Genomic DNA, 23580 nt, shown 5'->3' with positions numbered 1-23580 from the left:
GGGGCGGGGCGTGTCGGGCGGTACTCCGCCGGGCGCGCCCCGTCGTCGTTCGGCCCCTCTCGGAAGGCCGTTCAGGACAGCGCGTGGGTGACGTGCGTGGCCCGGGCGGCCTCGGCGTCGGGGTGGGTCGGTAGGAGGTCGTTGAGGTCGAGGACGTCCAGGATCCGACGGAGCTGCCCGGGAGGTCCGGCCACGAGGAGGTGACGACCCAGGCCGGTGGCCAGACGCGTCGCCCCGACCAGGGCGTTGACCCCGGAGGCGTCGATGAACCCGACCTCGGACAGGTCGACGACCGTACAGCTCTCCAGGACCGCCTCGCGCAGACGGACGTAGGCGTCCTCGGCCGTGGCGATGTCGATCTCGCCCTCCAAGCGCACGACGGCGAGACCATCGCACGGGAAGCGCTCCCGGTCCGAGTCCAGTACGGCCACGCCTTACTCCCGCTGTTCGGGGTCTGTGGGGATCCTCTGTCGCTGTCGGGCAAATACCGACATGCACCGACAGCCTACTCGGGTCGAAGGCCCGAGCCGTGGATCCCCGCCCCCGAGCGCGCTCCGTTCCCTGGGGAGGGGTGTTCCCGGTCAGCGTGGTTCGGAACCGCAGATCGCCCAGACGACCTTGCCCTGTCCCGCGACGGTGCTCCAACCCCATTCTCGACTGAACGCGGCGACCAGGCCGAGCCCTCGTCCGGATTCGGCGAACCGGTCCGTCGGCGCCTGGGCGGGCCCTCGGGTCTCGGGGTCGGAGACCATGCAAACGACGGCGTCGATGGAGGGGAGCGGACGGAGCTGGAGGAGGACGCGTGTGCGTGAGGGGATCCGGCCGGTGACCGCGTGGCGGCAGGCGTTGCCGACGAGTTCGGAGACGATGAGGCCGAGGTCGTCGGCGGCCGCGGGCATCCCCCATTCGGCCAGACAGGCGACCGCGAAGCGACGGGCCCGGCTCACCGAGGTCGGGACCGCGGCGTAGGCGTGACCGGCCATGCCGACCCCGAGGGTGCCCTCGTCGATCCGCAGGTTCCCGAGTGAGGGATCCCACCAACCTCCCGGGACCGCCTTGGAGGCCTCCGCCGGGGAGGGGGGGTCCCAGGATGCCCCGGCGGCCGGTTCCAGGGGCATCAGCTCTACGTTCATCACTGTCCTCACGGGTGATGTCGGTTCACGCGTCCACCGCCTCCGTGCCCCTGCGTGCCTTACAGACGTAAGACACAGATGCACGTGCAGCTCAACGTTCGGCAACCCTATAGGACGAACTCCCCCCATCGGTAGGGGGCGACTCGAAGAATTCACCTCCGTTACCGGAGATGCGAAGAAGGGGACCTTGGACCTTCGGTGAAACGGGTCCGAGTACCGTTCGAGAGGGAACTCCGTAGGTATACTGAGCCGCCGCTCACGCCAATACCGCTCTAGGGAGGCGAAGTGGTAGCCGATCCGATACAGAACCACCAGGTCACACAGGATTTTCTGGCCAATTCCAGTGGTGGCCCGACCGTTCTGCGCATTCTGCTGGGCACCCAGCTCAGGCGGTTGCGCCAGGAGAAGGGTATTTCCCGGCACGACGCCGGTTACGCGATCCGCGCCTCCCACGCCAAGATCAGTCGAATGGAGTTGGGCCAGGTCAGTTTCAAACATCGCGATGTCGATGACCTGCTGAAACTCTATGGAGTGGATGATCGCGAACAGCGAGAGGCACTTCTCGGGCTGATCTCCAGCGCCAATGCCCAGGGCTGGTGGCACCAGTACGGCGACGTACTGCCCCACTGGTTCGGGGTCTACGTCGGCCTGGAGGAGGCCGCCTCGATGATCCGCACCTACGAGGTGCAGTTCGTCCCCGGCCTGCTCCAGAGCGAGGACTACGCGCGCGCCGTCATACGGCTCTCCCGCACGGCCACCTCCGACGAGGACGTCGACAGTCGAGTGCACATGCGCATGCATCGCCAGCGCCGCCTGACGATCGAGAACGACGCCGAGAACACCGCCCCTCGGCTGTGGGCCGTGATCGACGAGGCGGTCCTGCACCGCCCCTACGGGAACGCCCGGGTGATGCGCGGCCAGATCGAGCACCTCATCGAGATGTCCCGCCGCCCCAACGTCACGATCCAGATCGCCACCTTCGCCATGGGCGGCCACCCGGCGGCCGGCGGCCCCTTCAGCATCCTGCGCTTCCCCACACCGCAGCTCCCCGACGTGGTCTATCTGGAGCAGTTGAACAGCGCGCTGTACTTCGACAAGTTCGACGACACCAGCGGCTACGCGCAGACCATGGACCACCTCGCCACCCAGGCCCCGCGCCCCTCCGACACCCAGGGCATCCTCGAGCGCTTCCTGGAGCTCCACCGGGACTGATCCTCCCGACACCGCGATCCCCACGGCCCCGGCTCCGACCGGGGCCTTTCGTCGCACAGAGGTCGACACCTTCTGTGATCGTTCGATCACCCTGAGCTCTGGACATCGACTTTCACCGTGTCCACCTTTGGCCACGAGTGGAGAACGATCCGAGAACACCCGGCCATTCTCGCAACACGAAAACCCGCGATGACCTGGCCTTTCACCCTGTCTCCCCTTATGGGGTGCACATGAGTTTTTACTGATGCAATCACGGATGCACGTGCATGAGCTACGCTGTGGGCTCGGAAGGAGACAGAGGACCACCCTGGAAGAAGCGGACCGATTCTCGGACGAGACGTCCGGCCATGGTGGCCCGGCCCTGACGGGCACGGCGTGCTGGAGCCATCGTGGACACCCGCTCACCAGTCCCCCGAAGTTCCAGGAGGTTGAGGATGCACCCGATCTACAACGGCGTTCCCGCCGACCGGCTGCAGGTCACATGGACCAAGAGCAGTTGGAGCAACCCGGACGGGAACTGCGTCGAGATCGCCACCCTCCCCGACGGGGACATCGCGGTCCGAAACTCCCGCGACCCCGAGGGCCCCGCGCTCGTCTACACCTCCGCCGAGATAGAGGCCTTCGTACGAGGGGCCAAGACGGGCGACTTCGACGCCCTCCTGGGCTGACCTCGTACGAACCACAGACCACAACGGAAAAAACGTGTGTGCGCCGCCGGCCGCGCGGTCCACTCCCGTCCTGCGACGGCCACCTTCCGTCCACGGCGCTCACACGCAACGGGGCCCGGCACCAACCAGGTGCCGGGCCCCGTCTGTTCTCCATGGCCCGCGCCCAAGGGGCGGCGCGGGAACGGCCCCGGCCGCCGTAAGGGGCGGCGGACGGGACCTCGGACCCGGCCTACAGGCGAGTGGGGTCCACCAGGCCGTTGTCTCCGACCGGGGCGTTCTCCCACGGGAAGTGGGTGGCGCCCAGGGCCGGCTGAAGGTCGAACAGCCAGGCCGCCTTCTCGTCGTACTTGGCGAAGAAGGGCTTACCCACCAGCTCCGGGTCGCGCGCCTGGATGAAGTGGAGGACGAAGACCTTCTCTCCCGCGATCTCCGTCACGCCGTCCACGCACACCTTGCCCGGGGTCGCCGACATCGACGGGCCTCGGACGGTCCGGGCCAGGCCCGAGACCTTCTGGTAGGCACCGCGGAAGATGTCGTAGGCCTCGGCCAGCGGCACCGCGAAGTAGTCCTGCGGGCCGGTGTCGCGCTCCACGAACATGTAGTAGGGCACCATGCCGTGACGCAGGTGCGTGCGCCACATGCTCTCCCAGGTCGCCGAGTCGTCGTTGATCGTACGGATCAGCGGCGCCTGGGTGCGGATGACGGCGCCCGTGGCGCGGATCCGACGCACGGCCTCCTGCACGAGCTCCGGACGCATCTCGTTCGGGTGCGAGAAGTGGGCCATGAACGCGAGGTTCTTGCCCGACGCCACGACCTTCTCGAACAGACGGAGCGTGTCCTCCGCGTCCGGGTCGGTCGTGAAGCGCTGCGGCCAGTAGGCCAGCGCCTTGGTCCCGATACGGATGGCCTCGAGGTGCTCGATCTCCAGCAGCGGCTCGATGTAGCGGGAGATGACCCCCTCGCCCATGATCATCGGGTCGCCACCGGTGAACAGAACACTGGTGACCTCGGGGTGCGAACGCACGTACTCGACCATCTGGTCGATCTCGCCCGACGCGAACTTCAGGTCGGCGTCGCCGACGAACTGCGCCCAGCGGAAGCAGTAGGTGCAGTACGCGTGACACGTCTGCCCCTGCTTCGGGAAGAAGAGCACCGTCTCCTTGTACTTGTGCTGGATCCCCGGGATGGGCTCCTCGTTGCCCAGCGTGGGCACGTTGAGGTCCATCTGGCCCGCGGGGTGCGGGTTCAGCTTGGCGCGCACCTGGTTGGCGGCCTCGTTGAGCTCCTTGCGCCCGGCGCCGGAGGTCAGCAGGTCGGCGATCCTGGAGACGTCCTCGTGGGGCAGCATGTCCGCCTGCGGGAAGACCAGGCGGTAGATCGGGTCGTCCGGAGCGGCGTCCCAGTCGATGAGCTCGTCGATGACGTAGCTGTTGACGCGGAACGGCAGCACATGCGCCACCGCCTTGACCGCGAGCCGCTCATCGGCGGGGAGCCCGGCTCGCGCCGTGAACTCGTCGAGGTGTTTCGTCGTGTAGGCACGAAACCGACGTCCGGCGGACGGGCCCTGTGCCACGTCTGGCGTAACGCTCACGCCTCTCCTCTCCTGCGGTAGACAGGGGCCCTCCGGAGAAGGAGGGCAGCCCTGATCCGGGGACGCCGGCATACGGGTACCGGGCCACCCGGGGATGGAAATTCGGTTATGTCCTGTGCACGGAGTAGCCCGAACACCGGAACCAGCGAGCGGATATACCCCGACTAGGGGATTTGTACCCATCTCACGCAAAGTCCAGCTCTGACCTGGACATACTGGAAGTATCCTCGCATGAGTGTACGAACGCGCCACACACGGACGTGACGAGGGCGACGCGATAACGTGGCGACACCCCACTCGAAGGCACCCTGGAAAGGGAGCGCGCGGCCCGTGCCCACGCCCCCTCCGAGCCGCGTGAACGGGTGTCCCGTCACCTTCCCCGGACCACCGATCCACCCTGTGAGAAAGCGACCGAGATGAGTGGCACATCCGACCCGGACCTCCCCGCTCCGCTCACGTCGTCGCCGATCATCGCGGTGGACGCCATGGGCGGCGACAACGCGCCCGACGAGATCGTGCGGGGGGCCGTGACCGCCGTCCGCGAACACGGCCTGAAGGTCCTGCTGGTGGGCAGACGCACCGAGATCGCCGCCCTGCTCGCCGAGGAGGGCGCCCTGCGCGACGTCCCGGTGGTGCACGCCGAGGACGAGCTCGCGATGCACGAGGGGGCCCTGGCGAGCTGGAGACGCCCCCGTTCCAGCGCCGCGGTCGCCTGTCGTCTCATCCGACGCGGCGACGCCGACGCCCTGGTCTCGGCCGGGTCCACCGGGGGCATCGTGGCCACCTCGACGGTGCGCCTGCGGACCCTGCCCGGCGTACTGCGCCCCGCCCTCGCGGTGACCCTTCCCACCCTCCCCACCCCCACGATCCTGGTGGACGCCGGCGCCAACGCCGACGCCAAACCGGAGATGCTCGTCCAGTTCGCCCACCTGGGCTGCGCCTACGCGCGGACCGCTTTCGGGATCGACGCCCCCCGTGTGGGCGTGCTGACCATCGGCTCGGAACCCGGCAAGGGCAACAAGCTGATCCGACGCACCGTCGAACTGCTCTCCGCCGCCGCCGAGGGGCCGGAGGGCATGGACTTCCGGGGCAACGTCGAGGGACACGACCTGCTCGCCGGACGCGTGGACGTGGTGGTGACCGACGGGCACACCGGCAACGTGGCGCTCAAGACCGTCGAGGGCACCGCCGAGTTCACCCTGAACGCCGTGAAGGAGGCGCTGACCTCCTCCCCCCTGGCCAAGGCGGGGACGGTCCTCCAGCGCGGCGCCCTGCGCAGGATGCGCGACCGCTTCGACAGCGAGACCTACGGCGGAGCCGCCCTGCTGGGCCTGAACGGCACGGTGGTGATCGCCCACGGGGACAGCCACCCCACCGGTATCGCCCAGGCCTGCCGGCTCGCCCACGACCTGGCGCGGGGCCGGGTCGACGAACAGGTCCGCCGGCGTGTGCAGCACCGCGCCCCGAACTGGCTCCACCGCCGCGGCCAGTCGGAGTGACCACCGACCGTTCCGGCCCGCCTCAGCCCTCGAAGGCCCTCACGTAGGCCTCCTGCTCGGGGGTCTCCACGGCCGCCGCCGAGTAGTGTTCGCGCACGTAGGCGACCGCCTCCTCCGCGGGCACTCCGTCGAGGACGGCCAGGTGGGCCAGCGCCGTACCGGTACGCCCCCTCCCGCCCAGGCAGGCCACCTCGACGCGCTCCGTGCCCGCCCGCTCCAGGGCCTCCCGGAATCGGGCCGCGGCGTCACGATCGTCGAAGGGCAGTCCGAAGTCCTCCCAGCGCACCCACCGGGACACCCAGGGGACCGTCGGCGGTTCCTGGTCCAGCAGATACAGCGCGAACCCCGGGCGCGGCCCCTCGGGGAGCGGGAGGGCCAACGCCCGACCTCGCACCAGCCGCCCCGAGGGCAACGTCATCACCCCGGGAGCGTCCGGATCCCAGTGTTCCTCCATGGACTCTCCCTTCTTCGGCCCTCCCCTGTTCCGGGGCGGGGGATCGCGGCCTCCATCCCTCGTGGAGTCCGCATCGTGTCCTCCCTCATATCAGTAGGGACAGGTGTTGCCGGTCGGTAGGCTTAGAGGTATGGCCGACCCGCAGGAAGTACTCTCGCGACGGGTCCAGTCCGCCCTCGGCGCCGCCTTCGGCCCCGAGTTCGCCGACACCGACCCCGTCATCCGCCCGTCCCAGTTCGCCGACTATCAGGCGAACGCGGCACTCGCGCTCGCCAAGCGCCTGGGCCGTAAGCCCCGCGAGGTCTCCGCGGCGATCATGGAACATCTGGACGTGTCCGACGTCTGCCGTGACGTCGAGGTCAGCGGTCCGGGTTTCATCAACCTGACGCTCCGCGAGGACTGGATCGCCGAGCAGGCCGGTCGCCTCCTCACCGACGACCGTCTCGGCGTGCCCGAGCAGGAGCGCCTGAACATCCCGATCGACTACTCCGCGCCCAACGTGGCCAAGGAGATGCACGTCGGTCACCTGCGCACCACCGTGGTCGGCGACTCCCTCGCCCGTACCCTGGAGTTCCTGGGCCACAACGTCGTCCGGCAGAACCACATCGGTGACTGGGGCACCCCCTTCGGCATGCTCATCGAGCACCTGTTGGAGGTCGGCGAGGCCTCCGACGAGGCCGACCTGCTCACCACCGACCCCAACGCCTTCTACCAGGCGGCCCGCAACAAGTTCGACGCCTCGGGCGAGGGCCAGGACGACTTCGCCGCCCGTGCCCGGCGCCGGGTGGTCGCCCTCCAGGGCGGCGACGAGGAGACGCTGCGTCTGTGGCGCAAGCTCGTGGGTCTGTCCAAGGTCTACTTCAACCGGGTCTACACGAAGCTGGGCGTGACCCTCACCGACGAGGACCTCGCCGGTGAGAGCGGCTACAACGCCATGCTCGCCGACGTGTGCGACGAGTTGGAGAGCAAGGGCATCGCCGAGATCAGCGACGGCGCCCTGTGCGTGTTCCTCGACGGCTTCACCGGCCGTGAGGACAAGCCGGTGCCGCTGATCATCCGCAAGAGCGACGGCGGCTACGGCTACGCGACCACGGACCTGGCCACCGTCCGCTATCGGGTGGACGACCTCAAGGCCGACCGCATCCTGTACGTGGTGGGCGCCCCGCAGGCCATGCACTTCAAGATGGTCTGGGCCACGGCCCGCAAGGCCGGCTGGCTGCCCGAGAGCGTGGAGACCACGCACGTGCAGATCGGCAACGTGCTCGGGAGCGACGGCAAGATCCTGCGTACCCGCAGCGGCGCCCCGGTCCGGCTCATGCAGCTCTTGGAGGAGGCGGTCGAGCGGGCCGCCGCGGTGGTCGCCGAGAACCGTCCCGACCTGGACGCCGAGAGCCGGGCGGAGATCGCCCGCAAGGTCGGCATCGGCGCGGTGAAGTACGCGGACCTGTCGGTCTCGCACGACACCGAGTACGTGTTCGACTTCGACCGGATGCTGGCGCTGACCGGCAACACCGGCCCCTACCTTCAGTACGCCCAGGCCCGGATCCGTTCCATCTTCCGTAAGGGAGAGGTGGACCCGGCCCGGATCGAGGGTCCGATCACGGTCTCCGAGCGCGCCGAGCGCGACCTGGCCCTCAAGCTGCTGGGCTTCGGCGCCGTGGTGGAGCAGGTCGGCGACCTCCTCCAGCCGCACCGCCTGTCCACGTACCTGTTCGAGCTGGCGCAGACGCTCACCGCGTTCTACGAGCACTGCCCGGTGCTGACCGCCGAGACCGACGCCGAGCGGGAGTCGCGGCTGGCCCTGGTCGCCGTGGCCCTGCGGGTGCTGGTCCGGGGTCTGGACCTGCTCGGTGTGGAGGCCCCCGAGTACATGTGACCGAGGTCACCATTGGAAGGGTCGGGGCGTTCGCTCCGGCCCTTCCGGCCGTCCGGAGAGGCTCCGGAGGGTGTTCGAGGCGAGTCGAATGTCTCGCGAACGACCGGTCGGAACCAGATCGACCGGTGGGACATCGCACCTAAGGTATGTGGACGAAACACGCATACCAGACAAATAGGGAGCATTCGCCAATGGCATCCACCCCTGCGGCCTTCGGCCCCGGACCGGGTACGTGGTACCTGGACCCGTTGCACTCCAGCCTCATCTTCGTCGCCCACTACCTGCGCTTCGGCCGGGTCCAGGGGACCTTCGGACAGGCTCACGGACGGATCCACGTGGCCGACGACCCCACGCTGTCCTCCGTCGAGGTCGAGATCGAGACCGCCAGTCTCAACACCGGGGTGAACGCCCGCGACGCGCACCTGCGCTCCGCCGACTTCCTCGACGTGGAGAACCACCCGAGCCTGTACTTCACCTCCACCGGGGTGGAGCCGGACCGCCGCCGCAACTCCTTCCGCCTCCACGGGGACCTGGAACTGCACGGCGTGGTCCGCCCCGTCACCCTGAGCACCGAATGGGTCGGCGAGGCCCCCGACTACGGCGACCCCGAGGGCACCTACGGCCACTTCTTCTCGGCCACCACCCGGCTCTCCCTCTCCGACTTCGAGGTCGGAGACGGCGGACCGCTCCCCTGGGGCGGCCGGATGGTCGGCGACAACGTGGACATCGTGCTGGAGGTCCGGATCCAGGACCAGGACCCCGACGACTTCCTGCGTCAGATCGGGCACATCTCCTGAGCCGTTCCGGGTGCCGTCCCCACCCGGAGCCGTAGGAATCCCCGCCCGAAACGAACGAGGCCCCGAAGGGCCCCGTCGTCATCCGCGCAGCAGCGCCTCGACCTCGTCCCGCGACGCCATCGAGGCACCGGCTCCGCGCCGGCCCACCGAGATCGCGGCCGCCGCCGCGGCGAACTCCATCGCCTCACGCGGGGAACGTCCCTCCGCGCGCGCGATCGCGAAGGAACCACAGAAGGTGTCGCCCGCGGCCGTGGTGTCCACCGCCGTCACCCGACGCGCCGGAACCGCCACCGGCTCCTCCCCGCGACGGCCGTAGAGGGAACCGTCCTCGCCCAACGTCAACAACACCTCGGGCACCCGCTCCAGCAGCGCGGCCAGCGCCGCGCGCGGTTCGTCGTACCCGGTGATCGCGGCGGCCTCGTGCTGGTTGGGCACCAGGACGTCCACGTGCGCCAGCAGCTCGTCCGGCAGCTCCCGCGCCGGAGCCGGCGTCAGGTAGACCGGCACACCCTTCTCACGGCCGAGCCGCGCGCCCGCCGTCACCGCCTCCATCGGCAGTTCGAGCTGGAGCAACAGGGCGTCGACCCCCTCCAACAGCGACCGGTGCTCCTCGGGGACCCCGGTGACCTCGCCGTTGGCCCCGGGGACCACGATGATGCGGTTGCCGCCGCGCCCGTCCACGACGATGTGCGCCACCCCCGACACCCCGGGCACGGTGCGCAGACCCGTGACGTCGATGTCCTTCTCCCTCAGATCGGCGCGCAGCTCCGCGCCGAAGAGGTCGTCGCCCACCGCGCCGAGGAAGGCCACCCGGGCGCCCGCCCGCGCGGCCGCCACCGCCTGGTTGGCGCCCTTGCCCCCGGGGACCTGACGGAAGTCGGTCCCGGTGACGGTCTCGCCGCCGCCCGGCACCTCGTCCACGTAGGCGACCAGGTCCATGTTGACGCTGCCGAGCACCGCCACCGCGGGCGTTCTCGACTCCGTGTTCGCGTTCACCGTCGTCCTCACTACTTCTTCTGCCGGTCGACCGGCCGGTCATCGGCCCCGTCGAGGGCCACGATGACGGGGGCGTGGTCGGAGGCCCCCTTGCCCTTGCGCTCCTCGCGGTCGATGGAGGCCCCGGTCACCCGGGCCCGCAGCGCGGGCGAGGCGAGCACGAAGTCGATCCGCATGCCCCTGCGCTTGGGGAAGGCCAACCCCTTGTAGTCCCAATAGGTGTACACGCCCGGACCCGGCGTGTGCTCGCGCACGACCTCGTCGAACCCCGCGTCGATCAGGGCCTGGAAGGCCGACCGCTCCGGCTCGGTGATGTGGGTGAGGCCCTCGAAGGCGGCCATGTCCCACACGTCGTCGTCCTGAGGGGCGATGTTGAAGTCGCCGACGTAGGCGATCTGCGCCTCGGGGTCCTCCGCCAACCGGGCGACGCCCGCCTCGCGCAGAGCCTCCAACCAGCGCAGTTTGTAGGCGTAGTGGGGGTGGTCGACCTCACGCCCGTTGGGCACGTACAGGCTCCACACCTGGACGCCCGCGCAGGTGGCGGCGATGGCCCGGGCCTCGCGCTCCTCGGGGTCGCCGTAACCGGGCTGGCCGGGGAACCCGATCCGCACGTCGTCGAGCCCCACCCGCGAGGCGATCGCGACCCCGTTCCACTGCGAGAGCCCGTGGTGGGCGACCTCATAGCCGCGGTCGGTGAAGACCGAGGCGGGGAACTGGTCGTCACGGGCCTTGGTCTCCTGGATGGCGACGACGTCGATGTCGCTCCGGTCCAGCCAGTCGCCGATCCGTTCGGCCCTGGCGCGGGCACTGTTCACATTCCATGTCGCGATACGCACAGCCAAAGGCTAGATCATCGCGCCGACGTCCCGCTCTGACCTGCGCTCGGACCTCCGCGACGGCGTCATCGAGCGTTGCTCGGTGGGCGGATACGGAAAGACCCCGGTGCGGCCGTCCTCCGCACCGGGGTCACGCGACTCCCGGCACATGATCGGTCCGTTTCCGTCGCGTTGCGTTGGACGGGCCCTCGCCCCCTCCGGTTCGCATCGTGCACAAGGTTTTTTCGAGGAAGTGGAGGAATCCGACGTCATAGCGACTTCCCAACCCCCCTTGGTGGGGATTCAGCCTTCCAGAGCCCCCTTTCGGACACCCTAAATGGAGAAAAGCTCTCTTCCGTAGAGAGGTGCCGAGAAATGTCGTCGGCACGGACTAGGTTGACGGCATGGCCGAACCCCATCCTCGTCGCGACGCCGAACTCTCCCTGCCCCAGGCCCGACGGATCGCCCTGGCCGCCCAGGGCTTCGCCGACCCGCGCCCCAGGGCGGAACCGACCCTCGCCCACCTGGCCCGGGTCCTGGGCCGGATCGGGATCCTCCAGATCGACAGCGTGAACGTCCTGGCCCGCAGCCAGTACCTGCCGATCTTCGCCAGACTCGGCGGCTACGACACCGCCCTGCTGGACCGGGCCGCCACCTCCACCGTCGGTTCCGGTCGGGCCCGCCTGGTCGAGTGCTGGGCCCACGAGGCGAGCCTGGTACCGCCCTCGACCCACCTGCTGATGCGCCACCGGATGGAACGCAACCGCGCCCAGGAACGGGTCGGGTGGTTGAACGGGATCCGCGAGGAGCGGCCGGAACTGCTCACCGCGGTGCGCGAGGAGGTCGCCCGGATCGGTCCGGCCACCGCCCGCGAGGTCGAGGCGGCCCTGGCGCACGACGCCCCGCGCCGCAAGGACCACTGGGGCTGGAACTGGTCCGAGGTGAAGAAGTGCCTGGAGTACCTGTTCTGGATCGGCGATCTCACCTCCAATGGACGCAACATCCAGTTCGAACGCCGCTACGACCTGCCCGAACGCGCGCTCCCCGCCGAGATCCACACCGCGCCCCTCCCCACCCCGGAGGAGTCCCATCGTGGGCTGGTCTCCATCGCGGCCCGCGCGCACGGCGTGGCCACCGAGCCCGACCTGCGCGACTACTTCCGACTCAAGGCGGTCGAGTCCCGCAAGGCCGTCGCCGACCTGGTGGACGCCGGAGAGCTGATCCCGGTCACCGTCCAGGGCTGGGAGCGCCCCGCCTACCTGCATCGGGACGCCCGCGTACCCCGCAAGGTGGAGGCCCGTGCGCTGCTGAGCCCGTTCGACTCACTGGTGTGGACCCGCGATCGGGCCGAGGAGTTGTTCGGCTTCCGCTACCGGCTGGAGATCTACGTGCCGGCCGCCAAGCGGGTGCACGGCTACTACGTCCTGCCGTTCCTGCTGGGCGACGATCTGGTGGCCCGGGTGGACCTCAAGGCCGACCGCGCCTCGGGCACCCTGCTCGCCCGCCGGGTCACCCTGGAGCCGGACGCCCCCGCCGACACCATGCCCGAGCTGGTGGAACAGTTGAAGGAGATGGCCGTCTGGCTCGGTCTGGAGAACGGCGTGGCCGGGGAGGGCCTTTCCTCTCCGGCATCGATGCGGTGAAGGTCGGGGGTCCCTGGCAGGATTCGTCACCTGACCACCGGGGGCGCCGTGGACGACAGGGAGTACTCACCGGTCCCGGCCGATGGCGACTACGCCTGGTACGTACCCGACGAGATCCCCGAGTGGTCGGCCCGCGAGCCCGGCGACGACTCGCAGGGCTTCCAGTTCAACGGTTGCAGTGTCACGCTCGCCCACACCGAGGGGCAGGCCGCCCGGTTCGACTCCGAGGAGGAGGCCGCCGGGTACTGGACGGACATGGTGGCCGTACAGATCGGCGGGAACGTCGCCGACGCCACCGTCACCACGATCGATCCGGTCGAGCTCGCGACCGACACCGGCGAGACCGTCGAGCTCACCAGCATGGAGGTCTTCGACGAGGCCCAGGACGCCGGCGCCCGGGTCGGGGTCCACTGGCAGGGCGATGACGAGTTGCACTACGTCTTCAAGTGCTCCGAACCCTTCGGCTCCTGGTCGGAGGGTGAAGGAGAGCTGGAGGCCTTCTTCGAGAACATCAAGGTGGTCCTGCCCTGAACCGGCGGACGGGGCCGCGTCCCGGGATGGGAGGCGGCCCCGTCGAGGCGTGGGGTCAGACCCGTTCGATGATGGTGACGTTGGCCTGGCCACCGCCCTCGCACATGGTCTGGAGGCCGTAACGGCCGCCGGTGCGGTGCAGTTCGTTGACCAGCTTGGTCATGAGGATCGAACCGGTGGCGCCCAGCGGGTGGCCCAGGGCGATGGCGCCGCCGTTGGGGTTCACCTTGGCCGGGTCGGCGCCCAGCTCGTCGATCCACGACATCGGGACCGGGGCGAAGGCCTCGTTGATCTCGGTGACGTCGATGTCGTCGATGCCCAGACCCGCCTTCTCCAAGGCGATCCTGGTCGCCGGGATCGGAGCGGTGAGCATGTAGACCGGGTCGTCGCCGACCAGCGAGAGCTGGACGATCCGGGCCAGCGGGGTCAGACCGTGCCGCTCGACGGCCCGCTCGGAGGCGATGAGCAGGGCGCCGGCGCCGACGGAGATCTGGCTGGCCACGGCGGCGGTCAGCTCCCAGCCCTCGCGCAGCGGCTTGAGGCCGGCCATCTTCTCCATGGTGGTGTCGGCACGCACGCCCTCGTCCCGGGAGACCCCGGCGATCGGGGCGATCTGGGAGTCGAAGCGGCCCTCCTCCAAGGCGACGGCGGCGCGTCGGTGGCTCTCCAGGGCGAAGCGCTCCAGCTGTTCGCGCTTGTAGCCCCACTTCTCGCACATGAGCTGGGCGCCGCGGAACTGGGAGATCTCCTGGAAGCCGTAACGCTCGATCCACCCCTCGCCGTACAGCGGGAGGTCGTTGTCGATGGCGAACTGGACGTTGGCGCCCATGGGCACCATGCCCATGTTCTCCACTCCACTCGCCACGACGAGGTCCTGGGTGCCGGACATGACGCCCTGGGCGGCGAAGTGGACGGCCTGCTGGGAGGAGCCGCACTGGCGGTCCAGGGTGACGCCGGGGACGGTCTCGGGCAGCCCGGCCGACAGCCAGGCGGTACGGGCCAGATCGAGGGCCTGGGGGCCGGCCTGACTGACGACGCCCATGATGACGTCCTCGACGGCGGACGGGTCGACCCCGGTGCGCTCGACGAGTTCCTTGAGGACGTGGGCTCCCAGGTCGGCCGGGTGCACGGCTGCCAGCGCGCCCTTCCTGGTGCCGACGGGGGTACGTACTGCGCCGACGATGTATGCCTCGGCCACGGGGTCCTCCAAAGGGCGTGGATGTGACGTCCTGATAAACCGAACTGTATTCGGTTTCACCGGGCCGGCAAGACCCCGCCCCCCGCTTTCCATCCGATCCGACCGCGTGAGGCCGTCCGCGTCAGGAGGACTCCCCCGAACGCCCCAGGCCACCGATGTCGTTCTCGGCGCTCAGAGTGCCCCCGGTGACCCGTTCCAGGACCTCGAACACGTCGGGATGTTCGTCCGGCCCGAAGTCGGCGAGCAGGGAACGCAGAGCCGTGCGCTGCGCCTCGTACAGGCTTCGGACCGCGTCCTCCCCGCGCCAGTTCAACTCCCACGGCTCCTCCTCGGACACCAGGTATCCGGCCTCCAGCAGCTCTCGATGCGCGACCTCCCACCGGGAATCGTGCAGTCCGGACATCCGGGCCAGCTCGGCAGCGGTCATCGGCCCCTTGACGCCCAGATGGCTGAGCGCCCAGCAGGCCTCGATGGAGAGGTCCAGCCCCGCGGCCTCGCGCAGACGCCCGTACATCGTCTCGGCGCCCTCCGCCCCGCAGGCCCGGTAGATCTCGTTCTCGACCTGTTCGATCGCCGTGCGACTCGGGGTGGCGACCGGGGCGACGGTCTCGTCCAGGTCCGGGGTGCCGATCGTGGTCCGCAGCGGGATCTGCTTCAGGAAGATCGCCAGGACGAACCCGACCAGGGCCACCGGGACCGCGCAGAGGAAGACGGTGTCGATGGCGTCGGCGTAGGCCTCCAGGAAACCGGCCTGGGTCGCCGGGGAGAGGGAGTCCAGCGCCCTCGGGTCGCTCTCCAGACGAGCGGGGTCCACCCCCGGCGGAAGGTCGAGCGCGCCGGCCCGTGCCGCCAGATTCCCGGCGAGCTGTCCGGCGAAGACCGCGCCGAACACCGCCGTGCCGAACGAGCCGCCGATCGAGCGGAAGAAGGTCGCGGCGGAGGTGGAGACCCCCAGGTTGTCGTAGGAGGCGGCGTTCTGCACGACCACGACCACCACCTGCATCACCAGTCCCAGACCGGCGCCCAGGACGAAGAAGTACAGCCCCATCTCCACCAGGGAGGTCTCCGGGCCCATCCGGGACATCAGGAACAGGCCGAGCGAGGTGAGCGCCATGCCCGCGATCGGGTACGGCTTGTACACGCCGGTACGGGTGACCAGGCGTCCACTGGTGATCGAGGTGAGGAACATGCCCAGCACCATGGGCAGCAGGTGCAGCCCGGAGGCCGTGGGCGACAGACCGTGGACGATCTGGAGGAACAGCGGCAGGAACGCCATCGAACCCATCATGGCGAAGCCCACGCACAGGCTGATGCCCATGGAGACGACGATGGTGGGGTCGCGGAACAGGCCGAGCGGCATGACCGGGTCCGGGGCCCTTCGGGCCGTGAACCACCATCCGATCCCGAAGATCACTCCGGCCGCGGACAGGCCGATGATCTGCCACGACAGCCAGGAGTGGACACTGCCGCCCCAGGAGGCGACGAGGGTGAGGCACACGGCGGTCGCCGCGATCAGGACGATGCCCGCGTAGTCGATGTTCTGCCGTCCGACGGGGCTCCGGCTCGGCAGCACCCACAGCACCGTCAGGAAGGCCAGCAGCCCCAGCGGCAGGTTGATGTAGAAGACCCAGCGCCAGGACAGGTGGTCGACGAACAGGCCACCGAGCAACGGCCCGGCGACGCTGGAGACCCCGAAGACCGCGCCGAAGAGTCCCTGGTACTTGCCCCGTTCGCGCGGAGAGACCACGTCGCCGATGATCGCGGAGGCCAGCACCATCAACCCGCCGCCGCCGATGCCCTGGAAGCCGCGGGCCAGCACCAGTTGCAGCATGTCCTGGGCGGCCCCGCACAACGCCGACCCGGCGAGGAACACCGCGATACAGGTCAGGAACAGGCGTTTGCGGCCGAACTGGTCGCCGAGCTTGCCCCACAGCGGGGTGCAGGCGGTGACGGCGAGGAGATAGGCCGTGATCACCCAGGACAGGTGGTTGAGCCCGCCCAACTCGGACACGATGGTCGGCAGCGCGGTGGAGACGATGGTCTGGTCCAGCGCGGAGAGCAGGACGGTGAGCATCAGGGAGGTCATGATCAGCGCGATGCGACCGCCGCGCCGGCCGTCCCGTTCCCCTCGGTCGGCGGTGCCGGCGCGTGCCATCGAATCGTCTCCCCCGGTCCGGCGGGCCGCCCCGGACGGCGGCCCCGCTGCGGCCAGAGTAGGAACCCGTTCCTCCCCTTCTCAGGGGAACCGCCCACGCGGACGGGAACTTTGCCCCGGCTTGCCTCTCGCACTTCAAAACCGAATCTGATTCGGTTAACGTGTGGGAACAACGTGACCCCCGACACCCTCTGGAGCAGAGCATGAAACGGGAACTCTTCGACGCCGACCACGACCTCTTCCGAGAAACCGTCGCCGAGTTCCTCAAGAGGGAGGTCGTCCCGTTCCACGACCAGTGGGAGAAGGACGGCATCGTGCCCCGATCCGTATGGGTCAGGGCCGGTGAGGTCGGGCTGCTCGGGCACGGGGTCCCCGAGGAGTACGGGGGCACCGGCCTCGACGACTTCCGGTACAACCAGATCGTCAACGAGGAGATCTGTCGAGCCCACGCCAGCGGCCTCGGCATCACCTTGCAGAACGACGTCATGGCCCCGTACATGGTGGGCCTGACCACCGAGGAGCAGAAGCGCCGCTGGCTCCCCGGATTCGCCTCCGGAGAGCTGATCACCGCCATCGCGATGACCGAGCCCGGCACCGGCAGCGACCTCCAGGGGATCACCACCTCCGCCGTACGCGACGGGGACGACTTCGTCCTCAACGGCGGCAAGACCTTCATCACCAACGGCATCAACGCGGACCTGGTCATCGTGGTCGCCCAGACCGATCCGGAGGCGGGGGCCCAGGGTTTCTCCCTGATCGCCGTCGAACGCGACATGCCCGGCTTCACCCGGGGTCGCAACCTCGACAAGATCGGCATGAAGGCGCAGGACACCGCCGAGCTGTCCTTCGACGACGTACGGGTCCCCGTCTCGAACCTGATCGGGACCGAGGGGCAGGGGTTCATCCACCTGATGGAGAACCTCCCTCAGGAGCGGCTCTCCATCGCCACCTGCGCGGTGGCCTCCGCCGACTTCGTACTGAGGCATACGATCGAGTACTGCCGGGACCGCACCGCCTTCGGCCGCCCGATCGGACGCTTCCAGAACTCACGTTTCGTCCTGGCCGAGTCGGCCACCGAGGTGGATCTGGCCCGAACCTACGTGGACCGCGGGGTCGAGCTGCTCAACCGGGGTGAACTGACCGTCGAGGACGCCGCCAAGGCCAAGTGGTGGACCACCGAGATGTGCAACCGGGTCATCGACCGGTGCCTTCAGCTTCACGGCGGGTACGGGTACATGATGGAATACCCCGTGGCACGGGCCTGGCAGGACGCGCGAGTCCAGACGATCTACGGTGGCACCACCGAGATCATGAAGGAGATCGTCGGCCGAGGCCTGGGCCTGTAGAACCCCCGTCCGAAAGGGTCCCGGTCATGAGCGGAGCGTGGGACGGCCTCATCGTGATGGGGCTGTTGGCAGTACTGCTGATCATCGGCGTCCGCAGGCTTCGCAGGAAGGTCCACGTCCCCTGGTCGACCCCCGGGATCGTGGTGGTCTTCATGTTCGTCTGCCTGCTGCTGTGGGCCTGGTCCTGGCGCTGAGCCGCACCCCTCACCCGACATCGAACGATCCGTGGACCCGCCACCCGAGGGTGGCGGGTCCACGGCGTTCGGACGACCGGCGAGGCACGAACGGACGATCCCGTAGGCGGGTGGGGACCGGCCGCCCGGGCCTCGGTCTCGATGGCGTCGACGTGTGCTCCGGCGAGACCCCCTCAGACGACGGCCACGACCGTGTCCTCCCTCGGGGAGGGGCCACCGAGAGGGGGCCTCTCCCTTCGGGAGAAGGGGGCCGCGCTTTCGACCGCGCCCATGGGACCAGGTCCCGAATGGCGCGCGACCACATCCCCGAGAGTCCGGGGATTCTCGCGACGAGAACGGTTCGAGACCCCTTCGACGGTGGAACGGGTCGACGGTGCGATGACCTTCGGGGAAATGGGAGAGCCCCCGAAACCCTTCGACCGACACCCGACAAACCCTGCGACATAGCCGATTCGGGAAACCGAGAAGGTCCCGCGACCCCGGCGGGACCGGGAACCCGAGCCCTCTCCAGAGAAGCGGCGACCACTTTCGAACGACCGAATGACAATGCCTCCAGGGCCTTTCCAGGGCACACGACAACCGTTTACCACTGAATAAAGTAACCAGACGACTACGGATAAACAAGGTCGCGCGGGTCATTTTTTGGTGGCCTGAAAAAGGTTTAGGGCGCCAGGTGTCCCGACCAGCGGGAGCGAACGGTTTCAAACCCCCGCCGCACAGAAAGCCACTGGAAGGACACCGTACGCGCCCGAGGGTGCCCCCGCCGAGAACGCGAAAGGGGGACCGGAGAGTCCTCCGGTCCCCCTCGCGACACGTCGGTCACCTCTCGGCGGCCCGCTCCGGTTCCTCTCGGGCGTCCCCGTCGGTGCCCTCGGAGCCGTCGGCGTGCATGGGCATCTCGAACCACACGGCCTTGCCGTCCGGGGTCGGACGCGAACCCCATCGGCTGGCGAGCTGCTCCACCAGGTACAGTCCTCGACCGCCCTCGTCATCGGCGGCCGCGCTACGGATCCGGGGCAGCCTCAGGTCGTGGTCGAAGACCTCCACCCAGATCGCGTTGGCCCCCCGGCGCAGTCGGAGCAGGAACTCCTTCTCGGCCGGATCCTCGCTGGACTCGTCCTCCTCGGCGACGGCCTCCAGAAGGTCGCTCCAGTCCTCGTCGAACTCGTCGGCCCCACCGCCGTTCGAGGACAGGGGACTCTCCGAGTCCAGCACCCCGGCGCCGGTGAACTCCCGGTGTACCGGGTGCGGGGTGGCGTGGATGACCACGTTGGTGACGATCTCCGAGACCAGCAGACAGGCCAGCTCGGCCTGGTCCCGGTCCACGCCCCATTCCTTGAAGGTGTCGGCCGCCAGATGACGGGCGGCGCCCACCGTGGAGGCCTCCGAGGGGAACCAGCCCTCGCGCAGCGCCAGCTCCTCCGAGTGCGTGCGCACGACCAGCAGCGCGGTGTCGTCCTCCAGTTCGCCCGGCACGCTGTACACGGCCGCCTCGGCGATCTGTTCCACGTCCTTGTCGGCGACCTCGGAGACCCGCTCCTTCAGCCGCACAAGAGCGCCCTCGGGGTCGGGTTCCCCGCCGACGGGTCTGCGGTCCACCAGACCATCGGTGTACATGACCAGGGTCGCGCCGATGGGCAGCCGCAGATCGGCCTGGTGGTAGACGATGTCCTCGCCAGAACCGCCCTTGGCCCGCACGCCCAGCATGCGGTCGGTGACCTCCAGGTCCAGGGTCTCCACGGAGTCGGAGGTGACGAGCAGTGGCGGAGCGTGCCCGGCGTTGGCGTAGGACAGCTCCCGGGACCAGGCGTCGTAGACCATGTACAGGCAGCTGACGCTGGGGATCCAGACCCCGCCGTTACCGTCGGGGACGCCCAGTCGACGCACCCACTCGTCCAGCTCGCGCAGGATGTCGGCGGGCTCCCGGTCGGCCTGGGCGAAGGCGCGCAGGGCGGCCCTCAGCTGCCCCATGACGGCCGCCGCGTGCGGGCCCCGTCCCTCCACGTCGCCGATGACCAGGCCCACGCGCCCGGCCGACAGCGGAATGGCGTCGTAGAAGTCGCCGCCCACCTGGGCCTGGAGACCGCGACCGTTGATCGGTCCGGCCGGCAGGTAGCGGTGGGCGAGGGTCAACCCGTCCAGGGTCGGAAAGTCGCTGGGGAGCAGGCTCTTCTGGAAGGCCAGAGCGGTGCCGCGCTCCTCCTCGTACAGGCGGGCGTTGTCGATGGCCAGGGCGACGCGGGAGGCGATGGCGCCGACCAGATCCCGATCGAAACCGCCGTAGCTGCTCTTCTGTCTCGGGGACAGTCCGGACAGGGCCAGGGTCAGCACGCCCAGGACCTCGCCCCGGGCGCGCAGGGGGGCGGCGATGGCGGAGGTGACCCCGACCTGGCGGGACACCCGGTCGGAACGGTCGTTGGGAGAGCTCTCGTAGAGGTGTTCGCTGCTGACCACGGTCTCCAGTCGACGCAGCGACTGAGTGACGAAGTGGCGTTCGGGGTAGCGGACCTCGTCGCCGACCTCGTACCAGGTACGGGGCGGGGGCTCCCACCCTTCGGCGTGCACCGACACCTGTCTGACCAGGCGTTCGTGGTCATAGAGGTCGATGAAGCAGTGGTCGGCGAACTGGGGCACCAGGATGCCCGCCACGCCCTTGACCGTGGAGTCCAGTTCGAGGGAGCCGGCCAACCGGCTCCCGATCCGCTCCAGCAGTCCGTACTGCTCCTCGACCCGGCCGCTGCGCAACGCCTCGCGGGCGATGAGGGCGATGCCGTCGACCTCGCCCGCCTCGTCGAGCATGGGCACCGCCTGGGCACGGACGTGGATCCAGGTCGCGTCGCCCTTGAGCACGGCGAACGTGCCCTCCCAGGGCTCTCCGCGCAGGACGCGGCGCGCCAGCTGGGAGGCGTGTTCGCGGTCGGACTCGTGGATGCCGATGTCGAGCAGGGACATGCCGACGTAGTCGCGCCCGTCGACGAATCCGAAGAGTTCGCGCGCGTAGGGATTCCAGTACCGCAGGAGACTGAACCGGTCGATGACGACGATGGCGATCTGCGCCTGGTCGACGACTTCGGCCGTGGCGAGCGCATCGCTCTCCCGGAAGGGCTCACCCCACCGTGTCATCTAGCCGCCACCTCGCCGTCATGAGCTGCATACATGCCCGCTCCGGGTACCCCGAACGACCGCACCTTGGGGCGAGCGTAGCAACACCGTCAACGTTCCCGCAGCGCAATGGGACAATCCCGATGAGCAACCGATCAACGTGTACGAACGTTTCACGGCTTGGCGACGAAGATGTGTCCGGCGACGCCCTCGGGCAGGTCGGTGTGCCCGTTCTCGCCGATGACGCGCACCCCGCCGTCCGCGGCACGAAGCACCACTTCCTGTCCCGGTTGTACCCCGGATTCGCGCAAAGTGAGCATGATGTCGGCGTCCGGCTGAAGCTGCTCACTGATGCGACGCACGGTGACGGTGATGTCGGTGTTGGAAACGACGTCCGCCATCGGGACGATGGAGTCGTCGGTGAACGGCTCGGGGGCGTAACCCTCGAGGCCCAGTTCGTCCAGGCCGGGGATGGGGTTGCCGTGCGGACACACCGAGGGGGCGTTGAGCAGCGTCACCAGGCGCTCCTCCACCGCCTCGGAGATGACGTGCTCCCAGCGGCAGGCCTCGATGTGGACGTCCTCCCAGGGGAGGCCGATCACGTCGACGAGCAGGCGCTCGGCGAGGCGGTGCTTGCGCATGACGTGGGTGGCCAGTCGGCGTCCCTCGGCGGTCATCACGAGGTGCCGGTCGTTCTCGACCCGGAGGAGACCGTCACGCTCCATGCGGGCGACCGTCTGGCTCACCGTGGGTCCGCTCTGGCGCAGGCGCTCGGCGATGCGGGCCCGAAGCGGGACGATGCCCTCCTCCTCGAGCTCGAAGACCGTACGGAGGTACATCTCCGTGGTGTCGATCAGCCCGTGTGCGGTCAAGACTCCCCTCCCAAGGCTCTGCGCCCGACGCACGGTCACGGCGGGTACGGCGGGTCTGGCACAACACGGGCCGGGACCGAGTGATTCCCAAGGGGCCGAGTGGGGACCGGGACGTCCGCAGGACCGCGCGAGCGACCACCGATGATTCCAGCATATCGTGACGTGCCGAGCATGGTTTTCGACGATGTCTCACGATGCGGACACGGTCGTTCCATGTGATCTCCGCCTCGCAAGGGCCTGAGGTCACAGGTGTGCAGAGTACCCCGTCCCCGGCCCGAGCGGTCCTTCGACCCCGCCGATCTCCGAACCCGTGTACGAAGCGACCGACATCACGCCCGACGGCCCCTCGGCCTAGGGGGCAAGGCGATCGATGCCCCAGGCACCGTTCTCGTGGAGCAGGTAACGGAAACGGTCGTGCATACGGTCCTGTCCGCCCTGCCAGAACTCCACCTCGTGGGGGACGAGGCGGTAGCCGCCCCAGTAGGCGGGTCTGGGGATCGGGTCGTCCAGACCCCACACCGTGTCGAAGCCGTGGAAGAGCCGATCGAGTTCCTCACGGTCGTCCACCGGCTGAGACTGACGTTCGCTCGCCCAGGCCCCCAGGCGGGAACCGCGAGGCCGCGAGGCGAAGTAGCGGTCGTTCTCCTCGTCGTCGAGACGCTCCACCGTGCCCGCGAACAGCACCTGACGGCGGATCGCGTGCCAGGGGAAGACCACCGACGCCCGCGGGTCGGCGTCCAGTGCCCGCCCTTTGCGCGAGGTGTAGTTGGTGAAGAAACGCAGCCCGGAACCGTCGTAGCCCTTCATCAGGACGGTGCGGGACCGGGGGAAGCCGGACGGCTCCACCGACGACAACACCATCGCGTTGGGTTCGGCCAGGCCCGACTCATAGGCCTCGCCGAACCACAGGTGGAACTGGGTCATCGGCAGTTCGGCCAGGTCGGATCGGCGCAAGGGTTCACCCATGTACGGTTTCCGCAGTTCGGCGGGGTTCTGGTCGTCCACAGAAGGCATGATCTCGCGCCGGGGCCTCTGGGAGCCAATCGCCCCCGCGGCCCGGCGCGCGCCCCTTACACCACACGGCGCTCAGTCGCCCCTCTGAAGCTCCACAGGCACGCACTGCTCACCCTCTTCGGGTTTGTCGGCGTTGCGCAGACCGCATCTTTGGATCACGTGCTGGCGCTGCCCACGTTCGGTGTCCTCGTTGTACCTCTCCGCGCCGGCCAGCACCAACTGCACCATCCGCCCGCCGAGCCAGTTCCCCCTGTTGCCCTCTTCACCCCCTTCATCTCCTTCATCCTCTTGGCCCGAACCGAACGCGATGTAGCCGGAGACCCCGGTGAACTCGGTGCCCCGGATCTCTCTGTAAAGTTCGTTCCGTTCCTTCTCGTATCCCTCGTCGGAGTTCAGGAAGGCGGAGCGATCCATCCCTACTCCTCTCAGGAGTTTTCGGGCCCATGACACGTTTCCTTCGGAACCCACCGACGACAGAGACCAT

21 protein-coding genes are annotated in these 23580 nt (G+C 69.0%); 9 read left to right on the top strand and 12 right to left on the bottom strand.

What is annotated here, in order from left to right:
- Nucleotides 1-71 precede the first annotated feature (71 nt).
- Both D451_RS0102285 and D451_RS0102280 read right to left on the bottom strand, forming a co-directional pair.
- The gene (locus D451_RS0102285) at nucleotides 72-431 is read right to left on the bottom strand and encodes an STAS domain-containing protein (protein WP_014908948.1); all 360 of its coding nucleotides are present in this window, start codon (nucleotides 429-431) and stop codon (nucleotides 72-74) included.
- Between the two features lie 150 nt (nucleotides 432-581).
- Complete coding sequence (locus D451_RS0102280) at nucleotides 582-1133, bottom strand: ATP-binding protein (protein ID WP_017533271.1); 552 nt, start codon at nucleotides 1131-1133, stop codon at nucleotides 582-584.
- 285 nt (nucleotides 1134-1418) lie between these two features.
- Between D451_RS0102280 and D451_RS0102275 the strand changes: the two genes are divergently transcribed.
- Together D451_RS0102275 and D451_RS0102270 are read left to right on the top strand one after the other, a co-directional pair.
- A complete protein-coding gene (locus D451_RS0102275; protein ID WP_014908428.1) occupies nucleotides 1419-2345 on the top strand; it encodes a helix-turn-helix domain-containing protein in 927 nt (308 codons plus the stop codon).
- Nucleotides 2346-2779: 434 nt separating this feature from the next.
- Nucleotides 2780-3013, top strand: a complete 234-nt coding sequence (locus tag D451_RS0102270; RefSeq protein WP_014912955.1) for a DUF397 domain-containing protein — start codon at nucleotides 2780-2782, stop codon at nucleotides 3011-3013.
- A 229-nt stretch (nucleotides 3014-3242) separates the two neighbouring features.
- On the opposite strand, the gene D451_RS0102265 is transcribed toward D451_RS0102270, so the two are convergent.
- A complete protein-coding gene (locus D451_RS0102265) occupies nucleotides 3243-4586 on the bottom strand; it encodes a KamA family radical SAM protein (protein ID WP_017533270.1) in 1344 nt (447 codons plus the stop codon).
- A gap of 434 nt (nucleotides 4587-5020) precedes the next feature.
- Between D451_RS0102265 and plsX the strand changes: the two genes are divergently transcribed.
- Nucleotides 5021-6103, top strand: coding sequence for a phosphate acyltransferase PlsX (plsX, locus tag D451_RS0102260; protein ID WP_017533269.1), 1083 nt, complete (start codon nucleotides 5021-5023; stop codon nucleotides 6101-6103).
- Nucleotides 6104-6125: 22 nt separating this feature from the next.
- On the opposite strand, the gene D451_RS0102255 is transcribed toward plsX, so the two are convergent.
- Nucleotides 6126-6557: a protein-tyrosine phosphatase family protein gene (locus D451_RS0102255; protein WP_017533268.1), complete on the bottom strand. Its 432-nt coding sequence runs from the start codon at nucleotides 6555-6557 to the stop codon at nucleotides 6126-6128.
- Between the two features lie 130 nt (nucleotides 6558-6687).
- Between D451_RS0102255 and argS the strand changes: the two genes are divergently transcribed.
- Both argS and D451_RS0102245 read left to right on the top strand, forming a co-directional pair.
- Nucleotides 6688-8433: an arginine--tRNA ligase gene (gene argS, locus D451_RS0102250; protein WP_014910098.1), complete on the top strand. Its 1746-nt coding sequence runs from the start codon at nucleotides 6688-6690 to the stop codon at nucleotides 8431-8433.
- 191 nt (nucleotides 8434-8624) lie between these two features.
- Nucleotides 8625-9230, top strand: a complete 606-nt coding sequence (locus tag D451_RS0102245; RefSeq protein WP_017533267.1) for a YceI family protein — start codon at nucleotides 8625-8627, stop codon at nucleotides 9228-9230.
- 78 nt (nucleotides 9231-9308) lie between these two features.
- Here the strand turns inward: D451_RS0102245 and D451_RS0102240 are convergent, their stop codons facing one another.
- Nucleotides 9309-10226: a ribokinase gene (locus tag D451_RS0102240; RefSeq protein ID WP_026124758.1), complete on the bottom strand. Its 918-nt coding sequence runs from the start codon at nucleotides 10224-10226 to the stop codon at nucleotides 9309-9311.
- A gap of 11 nt (nucleotides 10227-10237) precedes the next feature.
- Complete coding sequence (locus tag D451_RS0102235) at nucleotides 10238-11062, bottom strand: exodeoxyribonuclease III (protein WP_193789585.1); 825 nt, start codon at nucleotides 11060-11062, stop codon at nucleotides 10238-10240.
- Nucleotides 11063-11445: 383 nt separating this feature from the next.
- On the opposite strand from D451_RS0102235, the gene D451_RS0102230 reads away from it, so the two are divergent.
- Nucleotides 11446-12684, top strand: a complete 1239-nt coding sequence (locus tag D451_RS0102230; protein WP_017533264.1) for a winged helix-turn-helix domain-containing protein — start codon at nucleotides 11446-11448, stop codon at nucleotides 12682-12684.
- Nucleotides 12685-12732: 48 nt separating this feature from the next.
- Nucleotides 12733-13215, top strand: coding sequence for a hypothetical protein (locus tag D451_RS0102225; RefSeq protein WP_017533263.1), 483 nt, complete (start codon nucleotides 12733-12735; stop codon nucleotides 13213-13215).
- 55 nt (nucleotides 13216-13270) lie between these two features.
- On the opposite strand, the gene D451_RS0102220 is transcribed toward D451_RS0102225, so the two are convergent.
- Together D451_RS0102220 and D451_RS0102215 are read right to left on the bottom strand one after the other, a co-directional pair.
- The gene (locus D451_RS0102220) at nucleotides 13271-14413 is read right to left on the bottom strand and encodes an acetyl-CoA C-acetyltransferase (RefSeq protein WP_014909548.1); all 1143 of its coding nucleotides are present in this window, start codon (nucleotides 14411-14413) and stop codon (nucleotides 13271-13273) included.
- Nucleotides 14414-14534: 121 nt separating this feature from the next.
- Nucleotides 14535-16568 carry an MDR family MFS transporter gene (locus D451_RS0102215; protein ID WP_017533262.1) on the bottom strand — a complete coding sequence of 678 codons (2034 nt, stop codon included), beginning with the start codon at nucleotides 16566-16568 and terminating at the stop codon, nucleotides 14535-14537.
- 203 nt (nucleotides 16569-16771) lie between these two features.
- On the opposite strand from D451_RS0102215, the gene D451_RS0102210 reads away from it, so the two are divergent.
- Entirely contained in the window at nucleotides 16772-17914 is a 1143-nt protein-coding gene (locus tag D451_RS0102210; protein ID WP_014911201.1) for an acyl-CoA dehydrogenase family protein, read from the top strand.
- A gap of 26 nt (nucleotides 17915-17940) precedes the next feature.
- Nucleotides 17941-18108 carry a hypothetical protein gene (locus tag D451_RS28200; protein WP_014910921.1) on the top strand — a complete coding sequence of 56 codons (168 nt, stop codon included), beginning with the start codon at nucleotides 17941-17943 and terminating at the stop codon, nucleotides 18106-18108.
- 819 nt (nucleotides 18109-18927) lie between these two features.
- On the opposite strand, the gene D451_RS0102200 is transcribed toward D451_RS28200, so the two are convergent.
- From D451_RS0102200 to D451_RS28485, 4 genes are all read right to left on the bottom strand, one after another.
- Complete coding sequence (locus D451_RS0102200; RefSeq protein WP_017533261.1) at nucleotides 18928-21231, bottom strand: SpoIIE family protein phosphatase; 2304 nt, start codon at nucleotides 21229-21231, stop codon at nucleotides 18928-18930.
- Between the two features lie 152 nt (nucleotides 21232-21383).
- Nucleotides 21384-22082 (bottom strand): metal-dependent transcriptional regulator, encoded by a 699-nt coding sequence (locus tag D451_RS0102195; RefSeq protein ID WP_017533260.1) that lies wholly within the window; start codon nucleotides 22080-22082, stop codon nucleotides 21384-21386.
- Between the two features lie 351 nt (nucleotides 22083-22433).
- A complete protein-coding gene (gene pdxH, locus D451_RS0102190; RefSeq protein WP_014908713.1) occupies nucleotides 22434-23087 on the bottom strand; it encodes a pyridoxamine 5'-phosphate oxidase in 654 nt (217 codons plus the stop codon).
- Between the two features lie 81 nt (nucleotides 23088-23168).
- A complete protein-coding gene (locus D451_RS28485) occupies nucleotides 23169-23510 on the bottom strand; it encodes a hypothetical protein (protein WP_017533259.1) in 342 nt (113 codons plus the stop codon).
- Nucleotides 23511-23580 lie beyond the last annotated feature (70 nt).

The organism is Nocardiopsis alba DSM 43377 (assembly GCF_000341225.1).
GTDB classification, from domain to species: Bacteria; Actinomycetota; Actinomycetes; order Streptosporangiales; family Streptosporangiaceae; genus Nocardiopsis; species Nocardiopsis alba.
This window is presented reverse-complemented; position numbering and strand designations above follow the sequence as displayed.

Bases quoted from the DNA above. Each gene is read 5' to 3' on its own strand.
- D451_RS0102255 (WP_017533268.1), bottom strand. From the start codon at position 6,557: ATGGAGGAACACTGGGATCCGGACGCTCCCGGGGTGATGACGTTGCCC.
- D451_RS28200 (WP_014910921.1), top strand. From the start codon at position 17,941: ATGAGCGGAGCGTGGGACGGCCTCATCGTGATGGGGCTGTTGGCAGTA.
- D451_RS0102215 (WP_017533262.1), bottom strand. From the start codon at position 16,568: ATGGCACGCGCCGGCACCGCCGACCGAGGGGAACGGGACGGCCGGCGC.
- D451_RS0102245 (WP_017533267.1), top strand. From the start codon at position 8,625: ATGGCATCCACCCCTGCGGCCTTCGGCCCCGGACCGGGTACGTGGTAC.
- plsX (WP_017533269.1), top strand. From the start codon at position 5,021: ATGAGTGGCACATCCGACCCGGACCTCCCCGCTCCGCTCACGTCGTCG.
- D451_RS0102200 (WP_017533261.1), bottom strand. From the start codon at position 21,231: ATGACACGGTGGGGTGAGCCCTTCCGGGAGAGCGATGCGCTCGCCACG.
- D451_RS0102270 (WP_014912955.1), top strand. From the start codon at position 2,780: ATGCACCCGATCTACAACGGCGTTCCCGCCGACCGGCTGCAGGTCACA.
- argS (WP_014910098.1), top strand. From the start codon at position 6,688: ATGGCCGACCCGCAGGAAGTACTCTCGCGACGGGTCCAGTCCGCCCTC.
- D451_RS28485 (WP_017533259.1), bottom strand. From the start codon at position 23,510: ATGGATCGCTCCGCCTTCCTGAACTCCGACGAGGGATACGAGAAGGAA.
- D451_RS0102210 (WP_014911201.1), top strand. From the start codon at position 16,772: ATGAAACGGGAACTCTTCGACGCCGACCACGACCTCTTCCGAGAAACC.
- D451_RS0102280 (WP_017533271.1), bottom strand. From the start codon at position 1,133: ATGAACGTAGAGCTGATGCCCCTGGAACCGGCCGCCGGGGCATCCTGG.
- D451_RS0102230 (WP_017533264.1), top strand. From the start codon at position 11,446: ATGGCCGAACCCCATCCTCGTCGCGACGCCGAACTCTCCCTGCCCCAG.